Annotated in this window: 18 protein-coding genes; 8 read left to right on the top strand and 10 right to left on the bottom strand. The window is 63.4% G+C overall.

Translation table 11 applies throughout. The features are described 5' to 3' along the window. Positions 1-98 precede the first annotated feature (98 nt). Genes QCE88_RS18090 through QCE88_RS18075 form a run of 4 tightly spaced genes read left to right on the top strand, consistent with a single transcriptional unit; the run spans position 99 to position 3,426 of the window. On the top strand, positions 99-857 hold the full coding sequence (locus QCE88_RS18090; RefSeq protein ID WP_309904596.1) for a hypothetical protein: 759 nt from the start codon (positions 99-101) through the stop codon (positions 855-857). Continuing rightward, positions 854-2,110, top strand: a complete 1,257-nt coding sequence (locus QCE88_RS18085; protein ID WP_309904594.1) for an MFS transporter — start codon at positions 854-856, stop codon at positions 2,108-2,110. The genes QCE88_RS18090 and QCE88_RS18085 overlap by 4 nt, the downstream gene beginning before the upstream one ends. Positions 2,111-2,125: 15 nt before the next feature. Further along, positions 2,126-2,695 carry a hypothetical protein gene (locus QCE88_RS18080; RefSeq protein WP_309904592.1) on the top strand — a complete coding sequence of 190 codons (570 nt, stop codon included), beginning with the start codon at positions 2,126-2,128 and terminating at the stop codon, positions 2,693-2,695. After that, positions 2,692-3,426: a DUF4105 domain-containing protein gene (locus QCE88_RS18075; protein WP_309904590.1), complete on the top strand. Its 735-nt coding sequence runs from the start codon at positions 2,692-2,694 to the stop codon at positions 3,424-3,426. Before QCE88_RS18080 ends, QCE88_RS18075 begins: the two co-directional genes overlap by 4 nt. A gap of 73 nt (positions 3,427-3,499) precedes the next feature. Here QCE88_RS18075 and QCE88_RS18070 read toward each other — a convergent pair whose 3' ends face one another. Together QCE88_RS18070 and QCE88_RS18065 are read right to left on the bottom strand one after the other, a co-directional pair. Then, on the bottom strand, positions 3,500-5,335 hold the full coding sequence (locus QCE88_RS18070) for a clostripain-related cysteine peptidase (protein WP_309904588.1): 1,836 nt from the start codon (positions 5,333-5,335) through the stop codon (positions 3,500-3,502). A gap of 34 nt (positions 5,336-5,369) precedes the next feature. Then, positions 5,370-7,160, bottom strand: coding sequence for an alpha/beta hydrolase (locus tag QCE88_RS18065; protein ID WP_309904586.1), 1,791 nt, complete (start codon positions 7,158-7,160; stop codon positions 5,370-5,372). 985 nt (positions 7,161-8,145) lie between these two features. Here QCE88_RS18065 and QCE88_RS18060 point away from each other — a divergent pair. The 3 genes from QCE88_RS18060 (at position 8,146) to QCE88_RS18050 (ending at position 10,856) form a co-directional block, all read left to right on the top strand. Continuing rightward, the gene (locus tag QCE88_RS18060; protein ID WP_309904584.1) at positions 8,146-9,006 is read left to right on the top strand and encodes an ABC transporter permease; all 861 of its coding nucleotides are present in this window, start codon (positions 8,146-8,148) and stop codon (positions 9,004-9,006) included. Positions 9,007-9,034: 28 nt separating this feature from the next. Next, entirely contained in the window at positions 9,035-10,054 is a 1,020-nt protein-coding gene (locus QCE88_RS18055) for an ABC transporter substrate-binding protein (protein WP_309904582.1), read from the top strand. A 64-nt stretch (positions 10,055-10,118) separates the two neighbouring features. Further along, the gene (locus QCE88_RS18050) at positions 10,119-10,856 is read left to right on the top strand and encodes an ABC transporter ATP-binding protein (protein ID WP_309904580.1); all 738 of its coding nucleotides are present in this window, start codon (positions 10,119-10,121) and stop codon (positions 10,854-10,856) included. A 503-nt stretch (positions 10,857-11,359) separates the two neighbouring features. On the opposite strand, the gene QCE88_RS18045 is transcribed toward QCE88_RS18050, so the two are convergent. The 8 genes from QCE88_RS18045 to QCE88_RS18010 form a co-directional block, all read right to left on the bottom strand. Further along, positions 11,360-13,093 (bottom strand): IlvD/Edd family dehydratase, encoded by a 1,734-nt coding sequence (locus tag QCE88_RS18045; RefSeq protein ID WP_309904578.1) that lies wholly within the window; start codon positions 13,091-13,093, stop codon positions 11,360-11,362. A 30-nt stretch (positions 13,094-13,123) separates the two neighbouring features. Beyond that, positions 13,124-14,212 (bottom strand): galactofuranose ABC transporter, permease protein YjfF, encoded by a 1,089-nt coding sequence (gene yjfF / locus QCE88_RS18040; protein WP_309904575.1) that lies wholly within the window; start codon positions 14,210-14,212, stop codon positions 13,124-13,126. Continuing rightward, positions 14,209-15,246 carry an ABC transporter permease gene (locus QCE88_RS18035; RefSeq protein WP_309904573.1) on the bottom strand — a complete coding sequence of 346 codons (1,038 nt, stop codon included), beginning with the start codon at positions 15,244-15,246 and terminating at the stop codon, positions 14,209-14,211. Before QCE88_RS18035 ends, yjfF begins: the two co-directional genes overlap by 4 nt. After that, entirely contained in the window at positions 15,243-16,757 is a 1,515-nt protein-coding gene (locus QCE88_RS18030) for a sugar ABC transporter ATP-binding protein (protein ID WP_309904570.1), read from the bottom strand. The genes QCE88_RS18035 and QCE88_RS18030 overlap by 4 nt, the downstream gene beginning before the upstream one ends. A gap of 81 nt (positions 16,758-16,838) precedes the next feature. Continuing rightward, on the bottom strand, positions 16,839-17,774 hold the full coding sequence (locus QCE88_RS18025) for an ABC transporter substrate-binding protein (RefSeq protein WP_409018187.1): 936 nt from the start codon (positions 17,772-17,774) through the stop codon (positions 16,839-16,841). Between the two features lie 193 nt (positions 17,775-17,967). Beyond that, a complete protein-coding gene (locus QCE88_RS18020) occupies positions 17,968-18,942 on the bottom strand; it encodes a LysR family transcriptional regulator (protein WP_309904566.1) in 975 nt (324 codons plus the stop codon). 24 nt (positions 18,943-18,966) lie between these two features. Then, positions 18,967-20,220: an EAL domain-containing protein gene (locus QCE88_RS18015; protein WP_309904563.1), complete on the bottom strand. Its 1,254-nt coding sequence runs from the start codon at positions 20,218-20,220 to the stop codon at positions 18,967-18,969. Then, the gene (locus QCE88_RS18010) at positions 20,217-22,943 is read right to left on the bottom strand and encodes an ATP-binding protein (RefSeq protein WP_309904561.1); all 2,727 of its coding nucleotides are present in this window, start codon (positions 22,941-22,943) and stop codon (positions 20,217-20,219) included. The genes QCE88_RS18015 and QCE88_RS18010 overlap by 4 nt, the downstream gene beginning before the upstream one ends. Before the next feature lie 199 nt (positions 22,944-23,142). Between QCE88_RS18010 and QCE88_RS18005 the strand changes: the two genes are divergently transcribed. After that, entirely contained in the window at positions 23,143-24,291 is a 1,149-nt protein-coding gene (locus QCE88_RS18005) for a helix-turn-helix transcriptional regulator (protein ID WP_309904559.1), read from the top strand. Positions 24,292-24,407: the final 116 nt, after the last annotated feature.

Raw genomic sequence — 24,407 nt, 5'->3', positions numbered from 1 at the left:
AGTTCTGCCGCGATCTTCCGTTAGCTGATTCGTAGCGGCCGCAACGTTCGACACGACGACGCCGGCCTCATCGCTCAAACCCGGAAGCTCTACACATCATGAAAAAGGCCGTGTTGGCCGATGCCATTGGCGGCGTCGTGCTTACTGTGTTCGTCACCGCCGTACTGACCATGCTGCATGCGCAGGTGGGAGGCAATCACGGCATCGTGAACTTCCTTGGCAGCGCGGAACTGCCCATCGTCGCGTCCGTTCTGATGCTCGATTCATTGCGCGAGGCGATCGGCTCGATCTACGAAGGCGAGCACCGGCAGAACATCTTCGTGGCCGGCATCATCCTGTTCGTCGTGGCTTTGTTGCTCGCCTCGAAAGGCGTCGATATCGAAGTGGCGCGGCATCACGCGCTGGAAAGCGCGGTGTCGTCCGCGAACGGCGGACCGGGCACGGCCGGCGCCTCGAACTGGCTGCACGGCGCGGAACAGGCCCTGCCGCTGCCGGCGTGGATCGTGCCCGCCAACGTGCTCGTCTGGGTCGCGGCCATCGTCGTGTCCATCTGGAATCGCGCGCTCGCCATCGGCGAGAAGGCGCGTTCGATCTCGATCGAAAACGTTCATGCCTTCGTGCGACTGCTCGATGAAAGCCGCCGCGGCGATGCGGTCGTCGCCTCGCTGCTCGAAGACGAGCGCCGCGCCCGCGCGGAACAGCAGAGCGAAGCGGCGGGCCGTGATCCGAAACGCCAGCGCGCCGCCCGGCTGCGCCATGCCCGCGCCATCGAAGCGCTGCAACTCTGCCTGCGTCGCGACATGGCCGACGCGCACGAAGCCGAATCCTCCATGATCACGGAAGGCGCCGCAAAATGATCCAACTCCTGCTCCATCTGCTCGGCGCGCGCTATATCAGCCGGCATCTGCCCAAGCTGCTCGTACTGGGAGCGATCTGGCTCGGCATCGGCGCGTTCGTCACCGCCGATGCGCTCGACGGCGCCTTGTGGTTTCCGCTGCAAGGCTTCGGTGTGCTTCTGGCTGCAGAAGGCCTGGCTGCCATCGTGCTGGCGAAGAGCGGCTTGTCGCTTCAGACGCGCTTTCGCTATGTCAAAGGTCTGATCGGCGTGCTCATCGGCGTATTGGTGATCGTGCGCCACAGCTATTCCGACTTTCTGCTCGCCATGATCTTCGGTGCGGGCTTCGCGCTCGAAGGCGCCTTGCTGATTGCGGCGGCATGGGTCGTACGATATCGCCACTGGCGCTCCACGATGGCGCTCGGCGTCGCGAGCATCGTGCTGGCGATCATTTTCTTTCAACCGTATCCGACGCATTATCGCGGCACGGTGCCCTATTGCATCGGCATGTGGATGGCCGTGAGCGGCTGCCGGATGATCTGGCTGTATCTGCGTCTGCGCAAGGCCGCGAAGGCTGAAGCAGCGCTGGCCTCCGTTCCCGAAGCAGCCCATGATTCACCCATGATCGTGCACGTCTGGACGCCCGTTGGCTCCGCCAAGAACAAGGCGCTGAGCCGTCCGGTGGTTGATCGCTATATCGCGGCGGTGGATGTGCATGGCGTCATCTCGACCGGCCACGCCGCCCTCGAAGCGGGAGCGCTTTATCTGAGTCTCTATCCCGCAGCGGAGATCGACCGCTCGCCCGAGGAATTCGCCCGCCTGCTGCGCGCGGATGCATCGAACAACGTGGCCGGACGTTTTCTGCCGAACTATCCCGAAGAGGCTGCCAGCTGGTGTGAATCGACGGCGCGTATCACCTTCCGCCGCTTCGACGCCGCGCGCCTCGATGCCTTCGCCCGGACCTACAAGGCGACCGAGATCTACAACCTCACCCATCGCACCGGGTCGAGCACGGTGGCCGAAGCCCGCGCGGCGGCGCGCGAAGGCACGGCCGGGCGCGAAGGCGGCTGGATGGACGCGGTTCGCCTCGTGGCGACGCCCGAATTATGGATCGCCGCGCAGCTCCGGCACCGCGCGCATACGATGGCATGGACGCCCGGCCTCGTGCTCGACTACGCACGCGCGTTGCGGGTCGTCACTCATCCGCCGGCAATCGGCTGGTTTGCACTCGCGGCCCTCAGCCTGAGGCAGGCGCGCCGCGCGCGCCGCAGCTAGCCTCCGGCACGCGTCATGGAAAAGTTCACCCATGTGCGGATCGTGATGGGCATGATCGTCAGTCTCGGGCTGACGCACATGCTCAAGGGCCTCAGCGCCGCCATTCAGCATCCTTCGCAGAAGAACATCTATCCGATCCACATGGCATGGGTCGCCTCGTTGATTCTCAACATCCTGCAGTTCTGGTGGTGGGAATTCAACCTGCGCGAAATTCCCGTGTGGACTTTCGGCATTTATATCTACCTGATCTTCTACGCGTTCATCATTTATCTGATGTGCGCCATGCTGTTCCCCGACAGCTTGCGCGACTACGCCGATTACCGCGACTATTTCATGTCGAGGCGCGCCTGGTTCTTCGGCCTCGCCTTTGCTGAAAGCGTGATCGACATCGGCGATTCGTTCATCAAGGGCGAACTGCACGTCGCCAGTCTCGGCGACATGTACTGGGTCAAGACGGCCGCGTTCGCGGTCGGCTGCCTCTTTGCGATACGCACGCGCAATCAGATCTATCATGCGAGTTTCGTCGCGCTGAATCTGCTGGCGCAACTGCTGTTCGTGGCGAACCTGTCGTGGAGCCATGCGTGAAACACGAAGCGGCCTGGGTGGAAGAATACGCGCGCACCGCCTCCGCCATCTGGCGTGACGATATCGTTCGCATCCGCAATGTCCGCCATTTCACATATCGCGCGCGAGACGACTACACGCCCTCCTACTTCGATGCCGACTACGACCTCGCCCGCCTGCACAGCGTGGACCTGGTGGTTTCGCGCTGGGCGCACGATTCGATTGCTCATGTCTTCGTGAGCTTCGGCTTCGACGACGGACGCTATCTGTCCATCTCGATCGAGACCCGACGGCGGATCGGCCAGCATTACTCGACCTGGAAAGGTTTCTTCCGCAACTATGATCTGATCTACGTGGTGGCGGACGAGCGCGATCTGATCGGCGTGCGTACCGACGTGCGGCGCGAGCGCGTCAACCTTTATCGCGCCGACGTGTCGCCGGACACCGCGCGCGCCTTGTTCAAGGATTATCTGCTGCGTGTGAACCAGCTCAACGAGCACCCCGAGCATTACCACACGCTCTTCAACAACTGCACCACCAACATCCTTCGTCACGCGCGCACCATCGCGCCGCACATGCGCTACAGCTGGAAGGTATTGCTGAGCGGACACGCAGACGACTACAGCTATCGCCTCGGACTGCTGGGCCACGCCTGTTCCTTCGAAGAACTCAAGCGTCGCAGTCTCATCACGCGGCCGAACGATGCCTCGATAGGCGACGACTTCTCGCACGTCATACGGCACAGCGCGTAAGCGCGCCACGCTGCAAAACGAATCGCCCGCTGCACACGTGCAGCGGGCGATTTGTCGTCAGGTCAGCGTTGGATCAGGAACGCGGGAACAGCGCGGAAAGCGTGTAATCGCCGCGAATGCTCGTGATGAACACGCCTTCGTTGTACGTTCCGGCCACGGTGGTCGTCGAGAACACGAAGTTGCCGCCCTGGAACACAGGCGAGCTCGGCGTCAGGCCGCCAAGCTTGCCATGCACCGTGTCGTACTCGATGCCGAGCGTGCGAATCTCGCTGCCCGCGTCGGGGAGCGGCTGAAGGCGGCTCGTGTCCACATTGCCGTCGGTGATGCCAAGCGGGACGATATTGCCGTCGTCGTCGAAGGTCACGCGCAGCGCGACCGCCACGCCATCCACCTCGATGGGCACGTTGTAGAAGCGACGGTGGTCGGTCTTGTCGTCGTCACCGTTGCCGAGTTTGTCGATGAACACCACAGGATAGCCGTTCAAGGTCATCCACGTGCCGGTGCGCGTGACAGTCATGACGCTGGACGCTCTACCCGTCGGCACGATGCCGATGGGTACCGTGCCCGCCATCATGGCCATGCCGTCTGCCTGCGGTACCGTGAGGAGCGCGCGGTCCAGCGAGCGGATGCCGAACGGGCTGGTGACCTTCAACATGAATTGCGCGTTCGTGGTGCCCGTCGTGTCGATGCTGACCGAACCCGGAAATCCGAGACCGTTCTTCGAGAACGATGCGACCATGGATTGATAGCCGGCGTCGAACGAAATCGCGGCATAGTTCGCCGGGGTCCGGGTGTCCAGCGCGCTGGCCGGGAAGTACACGCTCAGACCGCCTGCGTCCTTGAAATTGCGTCCATTGTTCTTGTAGACGACGGCGGAGGCCGTCGCCTCGGAAAGCGCGTTCGCAGCCTGCGCGGCCACGCCGCCTGCGCTCAGATGGGCAGCGAGATTGACGATGTCCGTTTCGTCCGCGCCGCCGAACGACGTGGAAGCCAGACGCGACTGCGCCACCACGAGCCAGCTCTGCGCATCCGTGACCGCGGAAGACAGCTGCTGTGCAAGCGTGTCCAGCGCGGAGCGCACCGCACCGATCTTCGAGAGGTCAACGAGCGAGAGCGTCGAGGATGCGTCCGCCGGCTCCTGTGCCTGCGCCTGCTTGAGGATGAACGCATCGGCGACAACTTGCCCGAAGGTCTTCGGGTCCGCCGTTGCGTTCTGAACCAGTGCCTGCCAGTTCCAGCCCGGGCCCGGCTCGTTTTCTTCCGAGGCAAGCAGATAGTCCGCGTAAGGCGCCAGCGCGTTCGCCACTTCGACGGTCGCCATCAGACACGCATCGAAGCCGATCACGTCGAAGTGAATGTTGGTCGCCGCGACCGCTGCCTGGATGGACTGCGTGAGTTGCGCGAGGGTGAACCCGTGTTCGCTGTTTTCGTCGTCGCCATAACCGGTCCAGCCGCCGCCGTGATCCCACAGCACCAGACGATACTTCTTCGCCGGGTACTTCTGCTTCGCCCAGGTGATGAAGTCGGTGAGCGTTTCGGGCTGACCCATGTCGACGGCGCCGAGATTGGCGAGTTCCGTCAGCTTCTGGTTTGCCACGCTGTAGCGACGTACGTTACGCCAGTCAGGCACCGGGCCCACCCGGTAGCTCTGCGCGGCACCGCCCGTCTCGATGACGATATTCGCGTTGGCGGGCGCCTGCGCGAGCAGCATCTCGCTCACATTGAGCGAGCCCGCGCCGCCTTCGTTCGGGGTATCGGCGCCCGACTCCAGATTGGAGCCGATCATATAGACGAGCACGGTGGTGTCTTGCGCCACGGGTGTATCGTCGTGGCCGCCGCAAGCGGACAGCAGCACCATGGCGACGGCCATCAGGCCCGCCACGGCGCGTTGAGTACGAGTTCGGATCATGTCTTTGTGAATGAAAGGGATTGCAGCAGAGTGCTCAACCATGCGTCCGCATGATTGCGCGGGTACGCTCGAGAATGTCCTGGGCCTGCTCGGGATCGGTGAACGAATTGCCCAAAGCACGTCTGGCCGAGGCACCCGCGATGTCCGAGGTATCCGATGCGTCCGCCACCGCGCCCGGCAGCAGATAACCTGCACAAGCGGTGTTGCGTGGCGGCATCGCGCCGGTCAAGAAGTAGTTGGCAACGTTCGTATCGACGCAGGCGGTTCCGTACGGAAACAAGCCATGCGTGTACTCGCCGTTCACGAGGATCATGCTCGCGGAAGGCAAGGCGGAAAGCGTGGCCTGCGCGCCGGCCAGCGGCGTCAGCATGTCGTTCTCGGCCTGCAACATGAGAATCGGCGGGGCCGACTTCGCTGCGTTCGACAGCGCGGGCTTGGCAACCGTGACCGGCCCCCAGTAGATGCACGGATTTTCCAGGTCGGAACTGCGGGCGATCGGCGCTTCACGCGTGATGACCTGCGCGCGGCTGACCCAGTACGCCGGGTTCGTCGACACCGGTGCGTCCGAACAGCGCACCGTCGCATTGACCCAGTCCGTCGGCGCCGAGATGTGCGAGTGGTCGCCCGTCACGGACTCGTAGTACTCGGAGGTTGAATCGGTTGCGATCTTTCTCGCGGCCTCGTCGAAGTGCTTGTCGTAGGGGAAGTAGACGCGCTGGGACAAGGCCTCGAAGTAGTCATCGGGCGTCAGGTGCAGTGCACTCGTCTGTGTGATCGCATGGGCCGCCGCCATGACGACGATCACACCGTCGACGGCGCTGTGGTACGGCATCACCTGATACAGGTGGTACGCGAGGAAGTAACGCGACCAGTCGGGCGCGTCGGTGAAAATCGAGCGGATGCCCGCCAGCGTATTGGGCAGCGCGACCTGATCGACCTTGGTGAAGGCGTAGAGCGAAAGGGTGTCGTCGTAGAGTTTCTGCTGCGCGACGGCCTGCGACTGCAGCGGCAACGGCATGTCGTAGTCCACGGAACTGTCGAGCACCATGTGTCCCGTCTGTTGCGGAAACAAGGCCGCATACCACGCACCGAGCAGCGTGCCGTAGGAATAGCCGATGTAGTTGAGCCTGGCGTCGCCGAGCGCGGCACGCAGGACGTCCATGTCGCGGGCGGTGGCGTCGGTGTTGATGAACGGCGCGAGCGGCACTGACCGACACGCTTCGGCATAGAGCCGGTCGTTGTACAGCGCGCGGTCGATGTTCTCCTGCGTCAGATGGTTCGGCAGCCAGTCGAGGTGCTGGAAAGAGGCGGACATCGAGCACTCGAGCCGGGTACTCCGGCCGACCCCGCGCGGCGAGAAGCCGACGAAATCGAATTTGCGCGACATGTCATAGAGACCGTGGTAACCGCCATTCGCCGGATTGACGAGGCGCGCCAGACTCGCCTTGAGCGCCCCGAACTGATAGCCGTCACCGCCCGGTCCGCCGGGGTTGAAGAGAATGGCGCCGACGCGCTCCTTCGGTGCGGCCGCAGCCACGCGCATCACGCCGATGGTGAGGTCACCGGCAGTGGGGTGCGCGTAGTCGATCGGTACCCTGAGTTCCGCGCAACTCAGGTCGGAACCTAGCGCGCTCACGGTGAGCGCGGGTATTCCATCGGTCTGTTCCGCGTTGCACGGGGCCCAGGCAATAGGTTGGCTCTTGTAGGTCGCGAGCGGATCCGGCTGTCCGTCGCCACCGCCGCATCCGGCCAGCAGCGAAGTTGCGACCAGGGTTAAGGCGATGATCGGCGCAATCGCCCTGGAAGCCAGGGTCTGGGCGGACATGCTGGTGCTCATCTGTGCTCATTCTTTTAATTTGACTGACAGATTGCTATTAACGGCGGGTAAAGCGAAAACTTTTGTAAGCACCTCGTACGGGCGATACCGGGTTGAAATGCGCGAGCAGTTTTGCCGGGAGGGTGCGCGACTGTATGGCGGGCGGTGGCACACGGAAGCACCTGCGCCTCGTGCTTGCCGCGCAGACCCAATGGCTTGCTTTACTGGAAATGCGGGTTCGGGACTCGTCATTCCGGGCGCGCGATCTCATGATTCCGGCGCGATTGCTGAGCCCCTGATCGAGTGCTTCGATATCGAGCGTGCAGGATGAAATCCGGGCGATCCCGCAATCGATCAACCCGGAAAGTCGTGACTCAAGGTAGCGAAACGGTGAGGCGCCTATCAGTACGCGTTGCTGTGAGTGACGTGACGGAAGCAGGCGTCAACATCCATCCTTCTCCGCGTTCGCGGACAGGGGCGCCGCGCGCGGCCATTCTAACGGATCGTTATGCAGCACGAACTCGCCGGAACTCCAGCTAGGGGCAAGCGGGATGGGAATGGCTCGATCGGGCTGTCACAGGCCGCCAACCGGACGAATCCGCCGGTACCAGCAGGCGCTCAAGCCGACTGACGTTCGCGCGCCCCGCTCCCAGACCCCGCCCTGGCTGGACCTATCAGATCCTCCAGCCTGGCACTACCGGCTCGATTATTGTTTGAAGATGCTTGATCAAACCAGCGAGTTTGCAATCGAGTTCCCCGAGAAAGCCTCAAAAAGGTGCAAGCCGCCGCCGAGTCTATTTTTGGCCAGCAGCACTTTGGCGTACCGTTCCGGGAATCACACCCGCTCTCTGCTTTCTTGTTCTTGAATGGCTTTCCTTTTGCGGGATGCTTGAGCCCCTGGCGGCCCGCGTGATTCACCAGTGTGCGCGACCGACGGCATGTCGACGCGCACGCTGCGTCCCGGACATTCGATTCTGAAACTGAGGAGACGGCAGTGAGAGTGAGAGCCCTACCCGACCACGGCAAGACGATCGAGCCTGCCACGGCGCCGCGCACGCCGGAGGTCAAACAGCGTCGTCGCCTGCGCCCACGCCTGAATTCCTATTGGTTGACCAGCGCCGTGCTGATCATCGCGGTCCTGCTGTGGCAGGCCATATCGATGGCCGGCGTCTTCCCCGCGTTCGCGCTGCCTTCGCCGGTGGCGGTCTGGCAGGCGTTCGTCGACATTCTGCGCAACGGCTACGGCGGCCAGTCGCTGATCGGCGACATTCTGATCAGCTGCTTTCGCATCCTTATCGGCTTCGTCGGCGCGGTCGCGATCGGCGTGCCCATCGGGCTTTTGATGTCCCGCAGCAAAATCGTTTTTGACATCATCGACCCGCTGCTGCAGTTCATCCGTCCCGTGCCGCCGCTCGCCTATATCCCGCTTCTGGTGGTGTGGTTCGGCATCGGCGAATTGCCGAAGGCCATTCTGATTCTCGTCGGCACCATCCCGGTCATCATCATCGGCACCATGTCGGGCGTCAAAAGCACGCCGCCGCTGCGCATTTCCGTGGCTCGCACCCTGGGCGCCACCAACGCGCAAATCTTCCGCAGGATCGTTCTGCCTTCAGCGATGCCCGAGATCTTCACCTCGATGCGTGTCGGGATCGGCGTGGCCTGGACCTGCCTCGTCGCCGCCGAACTGATCGCTGCCAGCAGCGGGCTCGGCTGGCTCGTGCAGTTCGCCGGGCAGGCGCTGCAGGTGGCCGTTGTCATCGTGGGCATCATCGTGATCGGGGTGATCGGCTACGCCATGGAACTCGTGATTCGCCAGCTCGAAAACTGGATCGTGCCGTGGCGCGGGCACGACTGAAAACCCACACCCTCAACGGAGACCAGACATGAAAACGAAACGCCCGAATCAAGCCGTGACCGCCGCCCTGTTGATCGGCAGTGTGCTGTTCGCCGCCGCCGCCGGTGCAGAGGGCAAGCCGCAGGTCATCATCGGCTACGAGGACAACGGCGCCGACCCCTACATGGTGTCGATGGCGGAGCATCTGTTCGAACGTCACATGAATGCGGATGTCGAGTACAAGCTCTTCAGCTCGGGACCGGCGGCCATGAGCGCGCTGGCGTCGAACAGCCTCTCGTTCATGTGCGGTCTGGGCGTTCCGCCGCTCGTCACGGCGATCGCGCAGGGCTTGCCGATGACCATCGTGTACAACCAGGAACGGTACACGAATGCGGCCGGCATCGTGGTCAAGTCCGACAGCGGCATCCGCGACGTCGCCGGTTTGCAGGGCAAGAAGATCGCGATCGTCGCAGGCTCGCAGGCCTCCTTCGAACTGGCGACCTTCCTCGCCGAGGCACACGTGCCCTATACGTCCGTGACCCAGATCAACATGGCGCCGCCGCAGATGCGCACCTCGTGGGTGACGAACTCGATCGACGCAGCCATCGTCTGGGATCCCGTGTTCAGCGCGTTGCGCGCGGCCGGCGGCAAGGCGATCAAGACCGACGGCGATCTGCCGCGCAGCTCATCCAGCTACAACGTCTGCATTGCCAACGCGGACTGGGCGAAGGCTCATCCGGATCTCGTGCGCGGCTTCGTCGCCGCGCTCGACGAGGGTTATCAGATCACGAAGAAGGACCCGGACAAGGCCATCGCCGAGATGGCTCGCCAGACCGGCGTCAGCGTGGATGTCGCGAAGAGCGAGCTGGCCGGCTACGAGCTTTTTTCCGGCGCCGATCAGACCACGCCGAATGTCATGGGCTCGGGGGCCGGCGTGAAGACTTCGGCGACGTATGAGACGCTCGTGAATACCGCCAAGGTGCTGAATTCGATCGGCCGTATCCAGACGGTGCCGTCGAGCTTCGAGATCAACGTCGCGCCGCAGTATTCGCAATCGCTGGCGCATTGAAGGTGCTGGATTGGGCACGCTCTAGCGTGCCGCTGACAACTTACTCGCCAGGCAGGAGACGGACTTGACTATCCTCATCGATTCGCTCTACAAGACCTTCGGCGGAACCTCCGCCCTCGAGAACATCAATCTGCAGTTTCAAGGCGGCGAGTTCGTCACCGTGCTCGGTTCTTCTGGCTGCGGCAAGACGACTTTGCTGCATCTTCTCGCAGGTCTGACTTCGCCTTCTCGCGGCAGCATTCATATCGACGGCGAAATCAAGGATCAGCCCGGCGAAGATCGTGTTGTCGTGTTTCAGCAGGCAGGGTTGTTTCCCTGGCTCAACGTCGAGGAGAATATTGAGTTCGGTCTCTCGCTTCACTCGGTTTCCAAGGCCGAGCGGCGGAAGGCCTCCGCCGACATCCTGCGGACCATCGGGCTCGAGAACTTCGCTCGGCATAAGCCGTATGAACTATCCGGCGGGATGCAGCAGCGGGTCGCCATCGCTCGTGCGCTCGTCATGAAACCCAAGGTCCTGCTGATGGACGAGCCCTTCGGCGCCCTCGATGCGCAAACGCGCAGCGCCATGCAGACGTTCTTGACCTCGCTTTGGGATCAGCTGCATTGCACTATCGTGTTCATTACGCATGATATCGATGAGGCGATTCTGCTCGGGACGCGGTTGGTGGTGTTGTCTTCCCGGCCGGGGAGGGTCGCGTTGGATGTGCCGATCGAGCTCGAGCGGCCTCGTACGCCGCAAGCCGCCTTTGATCCGCATTTTCTCGAGCTCAAGAAACAGGCTATGGGGATTCTTGCGCATTAAGGTTTGCGTAGGGCACAGGTTCGCTGCGGCACCCTCTTTCGTGGATTGCCCTTGGGCGCGTCGGGGTATTGGGGCTGCCCCTCCCCGGGGCGGGGGTAACTTTCTTTGCGGCTGCAAAGAAAGTCACCAAAGAAAGCAGCTTTTCTTCCCGCCCAAAGTCATCACACGGGCGCAGCACAGAACCTTGTTTCTGGCCCGGCAGTAGCGAGTGCCCTCATAGGCCTCACCGGGCTTGGATCGCGGACCCACCGTGACATCGCGCCATTGAACACACTGGTGCAGCCCTTGCATGCTCCGGCTCAGCGCTACGCGCTGCCGCAAGGTCCGCAAGGGAAACCCGTGGACATCAACAAACTAGTACAGGTGCTTAAAGCCCCAGCTCAGCGCTACGCGCCGCCGCAAGGTCTGCAAGGGAAAACCATCGAGCCCACGTGCCTTCGCAAGTTTGTCCCGGCCGTCCGAGTCCGCGTCAAGACTCCTTTTTTGCCAGACTCAGAAACCTGTCAATGCGAATGCCGCGGCACCGCAGCGCCCCGGCAACCCACAAGGAAATCAAGGTCGCAGCCCTCATCCGCCTGCAATACATGATCAACATAAAGCCGCGCGTAGCCGCCATCCCCATGCACACGCGGCGGCCGATGATCCCTCATGCGGCGCGCCAGCTCTTCTTCGCCAACGTCAAGATGCAACGTGCCCGCATCACAATCCAGTTCGATCCAGTCACCGTCACGCACAGCAGCTAGCGGCCCGCCCGCCGCCGCCTCCGGCGCCACGTGCAACACCACCGTGCCATACGCCGTGCCGCTCATCCGCGCGTCGGAAATCCGCACCATGTCCTTCACGCCGTCACGCAGCAACTTCGGCGGCAATCCCATGTTGCCCACCTCCGCCATGCCAGGATATCCCCTCGGACCACAATTCTTCAGCACCAACACAGAATCCCTCGTCACATCCAGCGATTCATCAACAATGCGCTCCTTGAAATGTTCCAGGTTCTCAAACACAACCGCGCGGCCGCGATGCTTCAGCAACTCCGGACTCGCCGCCGATGGCTTCAACACCGCACCACGCGGCGCCAGATTGCCTCGCAGCACACGAATGCCGCCATCGTCGATCAACGCATTGTCAAGCGTGCGGATCACCTCGTCGTTCGTATTCGGCGCAGTCTTCACGTTGTCCCACAACGTCCTGCCATTCACCGTCAGCGCATCCGGATGCGGCAGCAGTCCCGCCTCGCCCAACCGCCGCAGCACAGCCGGCAATCCGCCCGCGTAATAAAACTCCTCCATCAGAAAACGCCCCGACGGCATCAGATCCACAATCGTCGGCGTGTCCCGGCCAATCCGCGTCCAGTCCTCCAGTTCCAGCGGCACGCCAATGCGCCCCGCAATCGCCTTCAAATGAATCACCGCGTTCGTCGAGCCACCAATCGCCGCGTTCACCCGGATCGCGTTCTCGAAGGCCGCGCGCGTCAGAATCTTCGAGAGCGTGAGGCCTTCCAGCGCCATCTTCACGATGCGGATGCCCGACACGTGCGCAAGCACGTAACGGCGCGCATCAACCGCCGGAATCGCTGCGTTGTGCGGCAGCGAGGTCCCAAGCGCCTCGGCCATGCACGCCATCGTCGACGCAGTGCCCATCGTGTTGCAAGTGCCCGCCGAGCGCGACATGCCCGCCTCCGCCGACAAGAACTGATGCAGGTCGATCTCGCCCGCCTTCAACGACTCATGCAGTTGCCACACCGCCGTGCCCGAGCCAATGTTCTTGCCATCGAGCTTGCCGTTGAGCATCGGGCCGCCCGTCACGACGATCGCCGGAACGTCGCAACTGGCCGCACCCATCAGCAGCGCCGGCGTGGTCTTGTCGCAACCCGTGAGCAGCACGACCGCATCGATCGGATTGCCGCGAATGGCTTCTTCCACGTCCATCGCGGCGAGGTTGCGCGTGAGCATCGCGGTCGGGCGCAGGTTCGATTCGCCATTCGAGAACACCGGAAACTCAACCGGAAAACCGCCCGCCTCGTACACCCCACGCTTCACATGCTCCGCAATCTTGCGGAAATGCGCATTGCACGGCGTGAGTTCCGACCACGTATTGCAGATCCCCACGACCGGCCTGCCGTCGAATTCGTGATCCGGAATGCCCTGGTTCTTCATCCAGCTTCGGTACATGAAGCCGTTCTTGTCGGCGCTGCCGAACCATTGAGCGGAACGGAGCACGCGTTTCTTGTCAGACATGGTCGATCTTCCCGAAAGTGTCGAGGCCGTTCAGGTCCGTGGCGCCATCGCGAGCGGCTCGGCCTCGCTCGTTGCATCCGGCGGCAACGGCCGACGCGTCTTGCCCGGCTTCAGCCCCTCGCCCAACGTCGTACCGCCCGATTTGCGACGGGCCGCATGCCGCTCGATTACTCTCTGCAGCAGGCAGAAGGCGCACAGCAAGGCGCCGATCACAATGCGCGTCCACCACGAGCTCAGCGTGCCGTCAAACGTGATCAAGGTCTGGATCGTGCCGAGTATGCCCACGCCGAACACCGAGCCGATCACATAGCCCACGCCGCCCGTCAACAGCGTGCCGCCAATCACCGTCGCGGCAATCGCGTCCAGTTCCATGCCCTGCCCTTGCAGTCCATATCCCGACAGCACATACAGCGTGAACACCACGCCGCCGAGCGCGGAGCAGAACCCGCTCAGCGCATACACACCGACCTTCGTGCGCGCGACCGGCAAGCCCATCAGCAACGCGGAGCGTTCATTGCCGCCCACCGCGTACACGTTGCGTCCGAAGCGCGTGAAGTGCGCGACGAAGATCGCCGCGAACAACGTCGCAACGGCGATCAGCGCGCCCGCCGTGAGCGACGCCCCGCCCACATCGAGATGAAAGCCCGACAGGGCATGAAACGTCGGATCGTTGATGGTGATGGATTGCGTCGTGATGAGAAAGCACGCGCCGCGCGCGAGAAACATGCCCGCCAGCGTGACGATGAAAGGCTGCAGCCGGAAGAAATGAATGAGCGCGCCCATCGCCGCGCCGTACAGCGTGCCCGCCCCAAGCACCAGCGGCACGATGATCCACACCGGCCAATGCAGCTTTTCGGCGCACACGGCGCACAAGATAGTTGTCAACGCAACGACCGAGCCCACCGACAAGTCAATGCCGCCCGACACAATGACAAACGTCATGCCGATCGCGACAATCAAAAGAAAGGCGTTGTCGATCAACAATCCAAGCAACACCTGTAGCGAGAAGAAGCCGGTGTACATCACCGAACCAAAGCCGAACAGCGCCGCGAACAGGACGACCGTGACGACGATCGGCAAGATGCGCGGGTCAGTCACGCGGTCAAAAAAACGCTTCATTTGGAGGCCTCCGCGAGCGGCGCTTTCGATACGGCAGGCAAGACCCGCTTCAACTGCCGAAGCAACACGGCGCGCGCGGTCGCCGACTGGATCACGCTGACCACCAGCACGACCGCCGCCTTCACGACGAGCGTCGCTTCAGGCGGCACGCCGATCGAATAGGTCGTGTAGGTGAGCGTCTGGATGATCAGCGCGCCGAGCACCGTGCCGGCAAGGCTGAAACGCCCGCCAAGCAACGAGGTCCCGCCGAGCGTGACCGCCAGGATCGCATCGAGTTCGAGCAGGAGGCCCGCGTTGTTGCCGTCGGCACTGCGCACGTTCGAACTGGCGAGCACGCCCGCCAGCGCCGCCGTCAGACCGGAGAACGCGTAGACGCCGAACACGATTATGCTAGAACGCAAACCCGCCAGCCGCGTGGCGACCGGATTGACGCCGATCGCCCGGATGAACAACCCGAGCGCCGTGCGATTGACCAGCAACGCGGTCAGCACGAGCGCACCCGATGCAACCCACACAGAACAAGGCACGCTCGCCAGATAACCGCCTCCCACAAGCAGATATCCTTTCGCGCCGATCGGGATGATCTGACCGCCCGTCAGCAGCTGCGCGACGCCGCGCCCGGCCACCATCAGGATGAGCGTCGCGATGATCGGCTGCATGCCGATGAACGCCACCAGCAAGCCGTTCCACATGCCCGCGAGCACGCCGACCAACAGCGCCGCCACGATGGCGAGCGTCACGCGCGACGGATCGTCGGCGAGGATCATGGCGGCCGTCGCGCCCGCGATCGCGACAATCGCGCCCACCGAGATGTCGATGCCGCGCGTGGCAATCACGAGCGTCATGCCAAGCGACACGAGCACCAGCGGCGCCGCGCGATTCAGGATGTCGATGGGCGCGCCGAACAGGTGTCCGTCGAGCAAAGTAATGGAAAGGAAGTGCGCGTTGTGCGTCAGATCGAGCAGACAGAGTGCGATCAGCGTCACGCAAGGCCACACAAGCGGATGCTGGAATATCGTCCTGATCCTGTTCATTCCGTTCCTCCCGCAATGAGCCGGTACACCTCGTCTTCCGACGCCGTATGACCCGCCACTTCAGCGACCTTGCGGCGGTCGCGCAGCACCGCGATCCGGTGACTCACGCGCACCACCTCACTCACTTCCGACGAGATGAACAGAATGGAGAGTCCCTTCGCGCAGAGCGCAAGCACGCGATCCATGATCTCGAACTTCGCGGCCACGTCGATGCCGCGCGTCGGTTCATCGAGAATCAGCATCTTCGGGTCGGTCGCGAGCCAGCGCGCGAGCAGCACTTTCTGCTGATTGCCGCCCGACAGCAGGCCGATGGGCTGTTCAGCATCGCGCGCCTTGATGCCAAGCCGCTCGATGTATTCATCGGCGATCTCGCGCTGCTTCGCCCGGCCGATGCAGCGCCACAGGCCGCGCCGCGCCTGCACCGCGAGGATGATGTTCTCGCGTATCGAGAGATCGGCGACGATGCCCTCCTTCTTGCGGTCTTCCGGACAGTAGCCGATGCCGTGATGCACCGCATCGCGCGGGGAATGCAGCCTCACCGGCTTGCCGCCGATGTGCATCGCGCCCGCATCCGGACGTTCCGCGCCGAACAGCAGACGCGCGGTTTCGGTACGGCCCGAACCGAGCAGACCCGCCAGCCCGAGTATCTGGCCGGGCTGTACCTCGATATCGACGGGATTCATCAAGCCGCGCCGTCCCGCGCCGCGCATCTCGAGAAACGGCGCAGCCATGGTCTGCTGAACCGCAGGTTCGGTCGCGGCGCGTTGCAGACGCTCGGTCATGCGCTCGTGTCCCACCATCTTCGAGACCAGCCGTTCGACGGGCAACTCCTTCGCGAGATATTCGCCTTCGCGCTCGCCATTGCGCATGACCGTGATGCGGTCGGATATCGCGTAGGTCTGTTCGAGAAAGTGCGTGACGAAAAGTATTGCGAGGCCCGCGTCGCGCAGTCTGCGCAGCACGTCGAAGAGCCGCGTGACTTCACCGTCGTCGAGACTGGACGTGGGTTCGTCGAGAATGAGCACGCGCGCGTCGACCGATAACGCCCGCGCAATGGCCACCATCTGCTGCACGGCGATCGGATACGTGTCGAGCGATTGAGTCACATCCACCGACACGTTCAGATTCGCGAGCGCCGTGTGCGCCCGCTCGTGAATCGTCTTCCAGTCGATGACGCCATGCCGCTTCGGCTGACGCCCCGCAAACATGTTTTCCGCCACCGACAAGTTAGGACAGAGATTGACTTCCTGATACAGCGTCTGGATGCCGGCCGCTTCGGCCTCGAGCGGCGCGGAGAAATGCACGGGGCAGCCACCGAGGCGGATCTCGCCCGCGTCGTGCTCGTGGACGCCCGTCAGCACGTTGATCAGCGTCGATTTGCCCGCGCCGTTCTGTCCCATCAGGGTATGGATCTCGCCCGCGTACAAACGGAAGTCAACCTGATGCAATGCGCGCACGCCGGGAAAAGACTTGGACAGGCCGATCGTTTCGACCACGGGAGCGTCGGTCATGTGTCTCGCCGAAAGAGGAATCCGGTCGTCCATCGCCCTGAACTCATCAGGCGCGATGGACCTGCACGACAGTTTGAACGCTCAGTATTTCCGCTGCGGCAGCGTCTGGGCGGCGACACTCATCGGGAAGATCGTCTCCTCGGTCACGATGCGCTTCGGCAACTGCTTGCCCGCCACCACCTCCTTCACCGCGCTCATCAACTGCGGCCCGAGCAAGGGACTGCATTCCACGTCGACGTTGATCTTGCCCGCCACCATGGCTTCGAAACCGCCCTTGGTTGCATCGAAGGACACTACGGTCACGTCCTTGCCCGGCTTCATGCCGGCTTCTTCCATCGCCTGGATCGCGCCGAGCGCCATGTCGTCGTTATGCGCATAGACGACGTTGATCTGCTTGCCGTAGGTCTTCGCGAAGGCTTCCATCACCTGCTTGCCGCCGGCGAGCGTGAAGTCGCCGCTCTGCGAAGCGATGACCTTGAACTTCGGATCGTTCTTGATGACTTCGAGCAAGCCCGCGCGGCGGTCATTGGCCGGCGCGGATCCCACCGTGCCCTGCAATTCGACGATGTTGATCGGCCCCTTGTCGTTCTTGTAACGTTCCTCCAGCCACTTGCCGCCGCGACGACCCTCTTCGAGGAAGTCGGAACCGATCATCGTCACATAGAGCGACTTGTCTTTGACATCGATATTGCGGTCCGTCAGGATCACGGGAATCTTCGCGTTCTTCGCTTCGATCAGAATGGGCTCCCAGCCGGATTCGACGACCGGAGAGAACGCGATGACATCGACTTTCTGCGCGATATACGAGCGAATCGCCTTGATCTGGTTCTCCTGCTTTTGCTGGGCATCGGAAAACTTCAGGTTGATGCCTGCGTCTTTCGCCGCCGCTTTCACCGACACCGTATTGGCGGTGCGCCACGCGCTTTCCGCGCCGACCTGTGCGAAACCGAGCGTGATGGGTTTGTCCTCGGCGTGGGCATTCACGCTCGCAGCGATTAACAGGACCGAACCAAGCATTGCGCCAAGGACCGTGCGCCGGGTCTGTTTCATTGTCGTCTCCTGATGGATCATCTATGCCGCGGCTCGAAGTCCGGGGTCGCGGGCCCTGGGTGAGCCCTGCGCAAGGTTAGCCTCGGCCACCCATAGCGGTCCAATCACTTATTCGACGTTCTCGATACCAGGCTTGATATACGGGAAAACGCGGGGAAGGTCACGCGAAGGGCGCTTCCGCGGGGACGCCATAGACTTCGGCGGCAGCGTCGCGCAATGCCTGAAGAACGACAGTCTCGGCCGGCGACAGCGAGGGCGTGCCACGCGTGATGATGCCAAACGTATCCATTCTGCAAGGCAGGTCGATGGCAAGACGTTTCAGCGTTCCAAACCGTTCATACTGACGTGCGACTTCATCGGGCACCACAGCCAGCATATCGCTCTGCAGCAACAGGCTGGAGATCGCCAGGAAGTTGTTCGTATTGACGACGTTCTGCGGCGCGTTCAATCCCAGCTCCGCGAACGCCATGTCGATCCGGTGCCGCAGCACGCTGCCGGGCGGATGCAGCACCCATTCGGCATCGACGATGCCGCGCAACGTCAGGTCCGATGCCTCTTCCAGCGGATGCCCCGGCCGCACGACGACGCAGAGCGGCTCATCGGCGATCGGCGCATAGTGCACGGCATGCTGAAGCTGTCCGTGCTGTTCGAGCACGCGGCCGATCATGATGTCGAGCTGCCCCTGCGCGACCAGCGGCAGCATCACATCCGACGTCTCGACCTGAAGCCAGATCTGGAGTTGAGGATACGCCGCCTTCACGCGGCCAATGGCGAGCGGCACCATTCTGGCCGCTGCCGCCGCAATCACGCCGAGACGGACCTGACCGACCAGACCGGCCCGCAACGCGGCGATTTCCTCTTGCGCCTTGTTGAGGTTCGACAGCACCATGCGCGCATGCCGGATCATCACTTCGCCATAGAGCGTCGCCTGCATGCCGTGCGGCGTGCGATCGAACAGCCGCACCTCCAGCACGTCCTCGAGTTCCTTCAGCAAGCGCGACGCGGCCGGCTGCGTCATGCCGAGCACATCGGCCGCGCGCCGGACATTGCCCTCTTCCTCCATCGCGGCCAGCAGAAGCAATTGGCGCGTCTTCAGCCGCGCCCGCACAAACCAGTTCGAATATGCCTGTCCCAATTGCTGACGTCCTCTTTGTTGTCGTTATTGCTTCGAACCCTCGTCGAGCGCGTCACCCTGCCCGAGATCGCATCCTTCCCAGCGGAAGAACTGCAGATCATCGCTGCTCGACACACCTTCCGCAATCGCGACAACACCCAGCGTATGCGCCAGCGCAACGATCGCCCGCGCCACGACCGCACGCTCGCTGTCACGCGTCACGTCCCTCACGAAGCGCGCGTGAATCTTGATGCGATCCGGTTGCAGCGCCTGCAAGTCGGCGAGCGCGATGCGGTCGAGGCCGAGATCCGTCAGCGTGATCGACACGCCCATCGCCTGCAACGCGCGTGCAGCGACGCGGCGCGCAGCAAGCGTCTCGCTGCTGACTTGCAGATCGAGCGCACGGCCGTCGATGCCCGCTGCACTCACGCACGTAGCGAAGGCTTGCGTGAGACTGTCGTCGTGCCGCATCGAGACCAGCGGAAGCGACACGCGCGGCGCGGGCGCCTTGTTTGCATCGCGATAGGACCGCGCCAACGCACACGCGCGTTCAAGCATCCATGCATCGAGCGATCCAAGAAGCGCATCATCGTCGATCATCGCCGCGATGCCCGCGGTGTCGAGCGGCCCTTCGCTCGTCATCCATTCGCACTTCAGCTCGACGGCGCGCACCACGCCCGAGTTCAGTTCGACTTGCGGCAACGCCCGCACCGTGACCGCGCCCTGGCGCAGCGCCTCTCCGAGTTCAGCGCCGATACGCTCGCGCCGCGCGCCGTCCACCGCATGCGGCGTTTCGCGATGCGCATTGGCCTCGCGCAAGGTGCGGATCGTTTCGTAGGCGCGCAGGCCGGTCACGACGATCGACGTCAGCTTCTGCGCGGTCAATTCGGTCTTCAGGTAGTAACCGTTGATGTCGTAGCGCGCGATCACATCGCGTTCGGGCGCCATGCCGGGCTGGCCGGTGCGCAGGACAATCTGCACGTCGCGGTCGCGCAGCACCTCGCGGATGTGACGCACGAGTTGCAGGCCGGCGTCGTCGGCCTCCATCACGACATCGAGCAGGATCAGCGCGGTGCCCGGATGCGCGGCCAGCCACGCGCGTGCTTCGGCCGCCGAATGCACGCTCGACAACGCGATGCTCTTGCCCGAGAACGCCGTGTCCGCGAGCACGAGACGCGTGACTTCATGCACTTCGGGCGCATCGTCCACCAGCAGCACGCGCCACGGTGGCGCAAGCGGTCCGCCATCCGGCGTCTGGGCCGGTGGCGGCGCGCGGCGCAACCAGGTCGACGCGCTCATGACGTGCCTCCGGTCAGGCCCGGCGCCGCGCTGTCCGGCACGCGCACCACGCGCGGCAAGGTCAGCACGAAGACCGCGCCGCGTGGCACTGCGTTGCGTACTTCAAGCGTGCCGCCGAGCGCGCGCGCCACCAGCGCATAGGCCAGATGCAAGCCAAGGCCGCTGCCGCCCGCGCCGCGCCGCGTCGTGAAGAACGGTTCGAAAATGCGCTCGTGCAGCGCATCGGGAATGCCGCAGCCATCGTCCTCATGTTCGATGACAATCTCATCGTCCCTGCGCCGCGCCGAAATGACGATATGTCCCGTCTCACCCGGCGCGAAGGCATGCGTGAGTGAATTGACGATCAGATTGGTCAGCACTTGCGCGAGCGGTCCGGGGAACGAATCCATCACGATCCCCGCGCGACATTCCACGCGCAGCGACACCCGCGTGCCGCGCATTTTCGGCTCCACGCTCACCACGGTCTCGCGGATATAGTCGCCGAGATCGAAGTGGCGCCGCGCCTCGCTCACCTGATCGACTGCAATCTGTTTGAAGCTCTGCACGAGGCGCGCCGCACGATCCGCGTTCGACAGCATGAGGCGCGTGGATTGACCTGCATCGCGCAGAAAGGCGTCGAGCGCGTCGGCGGTCAGTTCCTGGCGCGCAAGACTCGCGCCGACGCTCTCCGTCCGGTCACGCAGATACGACGCCGCGCTCACCACGATGCCGACCGGCGTATTGATCTCATGCGCGACGCCCGCCACCAGACCGCCGAGCGACGCCATCTTCTCCGATTCGACCAGATGCTTGCGCGTGGCTTCGAGATTGTGTAACGACTGCAGCAGATCGGCCTGCGCAAGCTCGCGACTTTCCTGCGACAGCACGATCCACCACGCGCCGAAGGCAAGCAAGGGCAGCGTGGCCGCATACGTGTGCAGCAGCACGCCCTCAATCTGCACGCGTGCGAATTCGCCGGCAATGTCGATCAGGCGGAACGAGAGCAGGAAGACCGCGCCGGTCGCCGTCGACGCGATCACGAAAAGTCCGAAGAAGCGGCCGATGCGTCGCCCGAAATGCGGCGCGAGCGTGCCGGGTCCGGGTGTGTCGACGGATATAGTGGGCGCGACACCCGCAGCCGGATGCTTGCAGCGGTCGCGGCAATGCGTGTCGAGCCCGCAGCACAGCGAGCAGATCGAGCCTTGATTGAACGGACACCACGCCATGTCGGCGGCTTCGTAGTCACGTTCGCAGATACAGCAGCGCACGAGTTCGTTGCGCGGCACCTCGGCATAGCGAACATCGGCGCGGGCGATGTAGTAGCGTCCGCCCGTGGCATACGCAATGACGATGGCGCTCGCAAACGCCAGCAGCAGCGCGATGAAGGCGGAATACGCGCGCGCAACATCGCCGAACAGGCCCGCGAACGCGCAGGTCGACACCACCGAGGCAATCAGCATCGCGCCGCAGCCCACCGGGTTCACCTGATACAAGTGCGCGCGCTTGAACTCGATGCGCCGCGGACTGACCCCAAGCGGCTTGAGCACGACGAGATCGGCGACCAGCGCGCCGAGCCACGCGATCACGAGATTCGAATACACGCTCAGCACGGTTTCGAGCGTCTTGAAGATGCCGAGCAAGGTGAGCAGCAGCGCGATCATCACGTTGAAGACCAGCCACACCACGCGTCCCGGATGATAGTGCGTGAGCCGCGCAAACACGTTCGACCATGCCAGCGAGCCGGCATACGCATTGGTCACGTTGATCTTCACCTGCGAGATCACGACGAACACCACAGCGACCGCCAGCGCGAGCGCGGGGCTGTCGAACACATGCCGGTACGCGGTCACGTACAGATGCACGGGCACGACGGCATCGACGGGCGACACACCGTCCTGCAACGCGAGCACGGCGAGCAGACTGCCCGCCAACAGCTTGAGTCCGCCGACCACGATCCATCCGGGACCGGCCGCCAGCATCGCCGACCACCACGATGCGCGGTTCTTCTCGGTGCGATCGGGCAGGAAGCGCAGATAATCGACCTGCTCGCCGATCTGCCCCATCAGCGAAAACAGCACGCCCGCCGCCGAACCGAACAGCAGCAAATCGATGCCCCCGCCATGCGACGCCGCATTGACGCCCGGAAACGCAGCCCATCGATGCAGCACGCCCGGATCCTGAACCAGCACGAAGACGAAAGGCGCGATGAGCAGCACGGCCCAGAGCGGCTGCGTCCAGCGTTGCAGCTGATTGATGAGCGTGACGCCGAAGAACACCAGCGGAATGATCAGCAAGGATGACAGCAGATAGCCGATCACGATGTTCATGCCCACGGCCAGTTCGAGCGCCTGCGCCAGGATCGCAGCTTCGAGCGCGAAGAAGATGAAGGTGAACGATGCGTAGATCAGCGACGTGATGGTCGAGCCGACATAGCCGAAGCCCGCGCCGCGCGTGAGCAGGTCGATATCGACATTGGCTTCGCTCGAATAGAAGGCGATGGGTACGCTCACCAGGAAGATCAGCGCACAGACCACGAGAATGGCGGGGAACGCGTTGTGAAAGCCGAAACTGAGCGTGATGCTCGCGCCGATGGCTTCGAGCGCGAGAAACGAAATGCCGCCGAGCGCCGTGTTGGCGAGCAACGCGGGCGACCACTTGCGATACGAACTTGCGGCATAGCGCAACGCGTAATCTTCCAGTGTTTCGTTCGCCACCCAGGATTGATAGTCGCGTTTGATTCGCATGACGGTTCGCCGGCCGATCAGGCCCGTGCCTGACGCGCTCGATTATTCGCTTAAAGAAGCCTTGCCGCAAGCCAGCTGCAACGGGCCTGCCGGGTTTGTTCCGATTGACCTTGCAGGCAAGACTGCCAAGACTGACGAAGCTCGAACCGAGCCGTACTGCGAGGCTCCCGCAACCTTCACTCTGCGCAACGGAGTCGCCATGACGCCGCTGATGCCCAGCGTCGTTGCACCGGTCGCAAGCGACGATCTCATCTATCACGTTCACGCCGCAGGCGACTCCGACGAGGCCTGGTCGGGCGTGCTGGCGCGCATCCGGGCGCAGTTTCAGGTGCGCTGGGCCGCGCTCGCGCAACACAGCTTCGCCACGCGCGAAGCGCGCGCGCTGTATGCCGCGCCGCCCGACCCGCGTCTGTGCGAGGCATTGGCCGATCATTCAGCGAACAATCCGTGGTTTCTTTCAAGCGATGCCTATCGCGAAGGCCGCGTGCTGTCCGGCGATGAATTGCTCTCCAATCGCGAGCTGGTCAAGACGGATTTCTATCGCGGCATGCTGCTGCCGCACGGTCTGTTTCACCGGCTGTGCGGCGTGATTGCGCGGCGCAATGCGCTGGTCTACACCCTCGATCTGCATCGCGGACCCGAGGAGCCGCGCTTCGGCACGCGAGAACGCCATGCCTTCGCGGCGCTGTTGCCGCATCTGACGCTGGCGCTGGATATTCGCTGGCGGCGGCGCGAAACCGAGGACATGAATCGTGCGCTGACGAGCATGGTGAATGCCCAGGCGCGCGCGGCCATGCTGGTCGACGAACACGCGCAACTCGTGTTCGGCAGTGACGGCGCGAAGCGCGCGTGCGAGGGCGCGGCCGGCTTGCGCATCGAACATGGACGGCTGGTCGCCGCGGTCAGCGCGGACGACCGCGCGTTGCAGGACGCGATCGTGAGCGCCACCCGCGCCCGCACGTTCGATGACGCGCAGGCCGCGCATGTGCTGTCGCTGTCCGCACCGGGATCCGCCGCGCCGGCGGTGGTCGCGATTCGCGGCGCGGGCCCCGTGTTCCGCGCCGAACTCGGCGAGACGCGTCATCTGGCTATCGTGACGGCGCTCAATGCCTGTGCCGAAGACGACCACACGGACTGCGCGTTCGTGCGTCAGTTCGGGCTGAGTCCTGCACAGGCACGCATGAACGCGTTGATCGTGACGGGACATTCCATCGCGAATGCCGCGCTCGCGCTGCATATTTCCGAGAATACCGCCCGCAGTCATCTCAAGCAGATCTTCCAGAAAACCGACACGCACAGTCAGATGGAACTCGTCCATCTGCACGGGCGCGTCTGCCTGTCTTCCTGACTTCCTTTCTTCAGCGGACTCACCCAAATGGGTGAGCGCGCCTGACCCCGCCTGACCCGTTTGGGCGAATCAAAATCCCCATCGCGGGGGATTCGCGTCGCGCGCCCTCTTTCTAC

It is taken from the genome of Caballeronia sp. LZ035, from assembly GCF_031451175.1.
Classification (GTDB): domain Bacteria; phylum Pseudomonadota; class Gammaproteobacteria; order Burkholderiales; family Burkholderiaceae; genus Caballeronia.
Note: the sequence above shows the minus strand (reverse complement) of the source record. Positions and strands in the feature narration are given on the sequence as shown.

Excerpts from the sequence above, each read along its gene's own strand:
- QCE88_RS18090 (WP_309904596.1), top strand. The coding sequence starts at position 99 with ATGAAAAAGGCCGTGTTGGCCGATGCCATTGGCGGCGTCGTGCTTACT.
- QCE88_RS18085 (WP_309904594.1), top strand. The coding sequence starts at position 854 with ATGATCCAACTCCTGCTCCATCTGCTCGGCGCGCGCTATATCAGCCGG.
- QCE88_RS18080 (WP_309904592.1), top strand. The coding sequence starts at position 2,126 with ATGGAAAAGTTCACCCATGTGCGGATCGTGATGGGCATGATCGTCAGT.
- QCE88_RS18070 (WP_309904588.1), bottom strand. The coding sequence starts at position 5,335 with ATGATCCGAACTCGTACTCAACGCGCCGTGGCGGGCCTGATGGCCGTC.
- QCE88_RS18065 (WP_309904586.1), bottom strand. The coding sequence starts at position 7,160 with ATGTCCGCCCAGACCCTGGCTTCCAGGGCGATTGCGCCGATCATCGCC.
- QCE88_RS18055 (WP_309904582.1), top strand. The coding sequence starts at position 9,035 with ATGAAAACGAAACGCCCGAATCAAGCCGTGACCGCCGCCCTGTTGATC.
- QCE88_RS18045 (WP_309904578.1), bottom strand. The coding sequence starts at position 13,093 with ATGTCTGACAAGAAACGCGTGCTCCGTTCCGCTCAATGGTTCGGCAGC.
- yjfF (WP_309904575.1), bottom strand. The coding sequence starts at position 14,212 with ATGAAGCGTTTTTTTGACCGCGTGACTGACCCGCGCATCTTGCCGATC.
- QCE88_RS18035 (WP_309904573.1), bottom strand. The coding sequence starts at position 15,246 with ATGAACAGGATCAGGACGATATTCCAGCATCCGCTTGTGTGGCCTTGC.
- QCE88_RS18030 (WP_309904570.1), bottom strand. The coding sequence starts at position 16,757 with ATGACCGACGCTCCCGTGGTCGAAACGATCGGCCTGTCCAAGTCTTTT.
- QCE88_RS18025 (WP_409018187.1), bottom strand. The coding sequence starts at position 17,774 with ATGCTTGGTTCGGTCCTGTTAATCGCTGCGAGCGTGAATGCCCACGCC.
- QCE88_RS18015 (WP_309904563.1), bottom strand. The coding sequence starts at position 20,220 with ATGAGCGCGTCGACCTGGTTGCGCCGCGCGCCGCCACCGGCCCAGACG.
- QCE88_RS18010 (WP_309904561.1), bottom strand. The coding sequence starts at position 22,943 with ATGCGAATCAAACGCGACTATCAATCCTGGGTGGCGAACGAAACACTG.
- QCE88_RS18005 (WP_309904559.1), top strand. The coding sequence starts at position 23,143 with ATGACGCCGCTGATGCCCAGCGTCGTTGCACCGGTCGCAAGCGACGAT.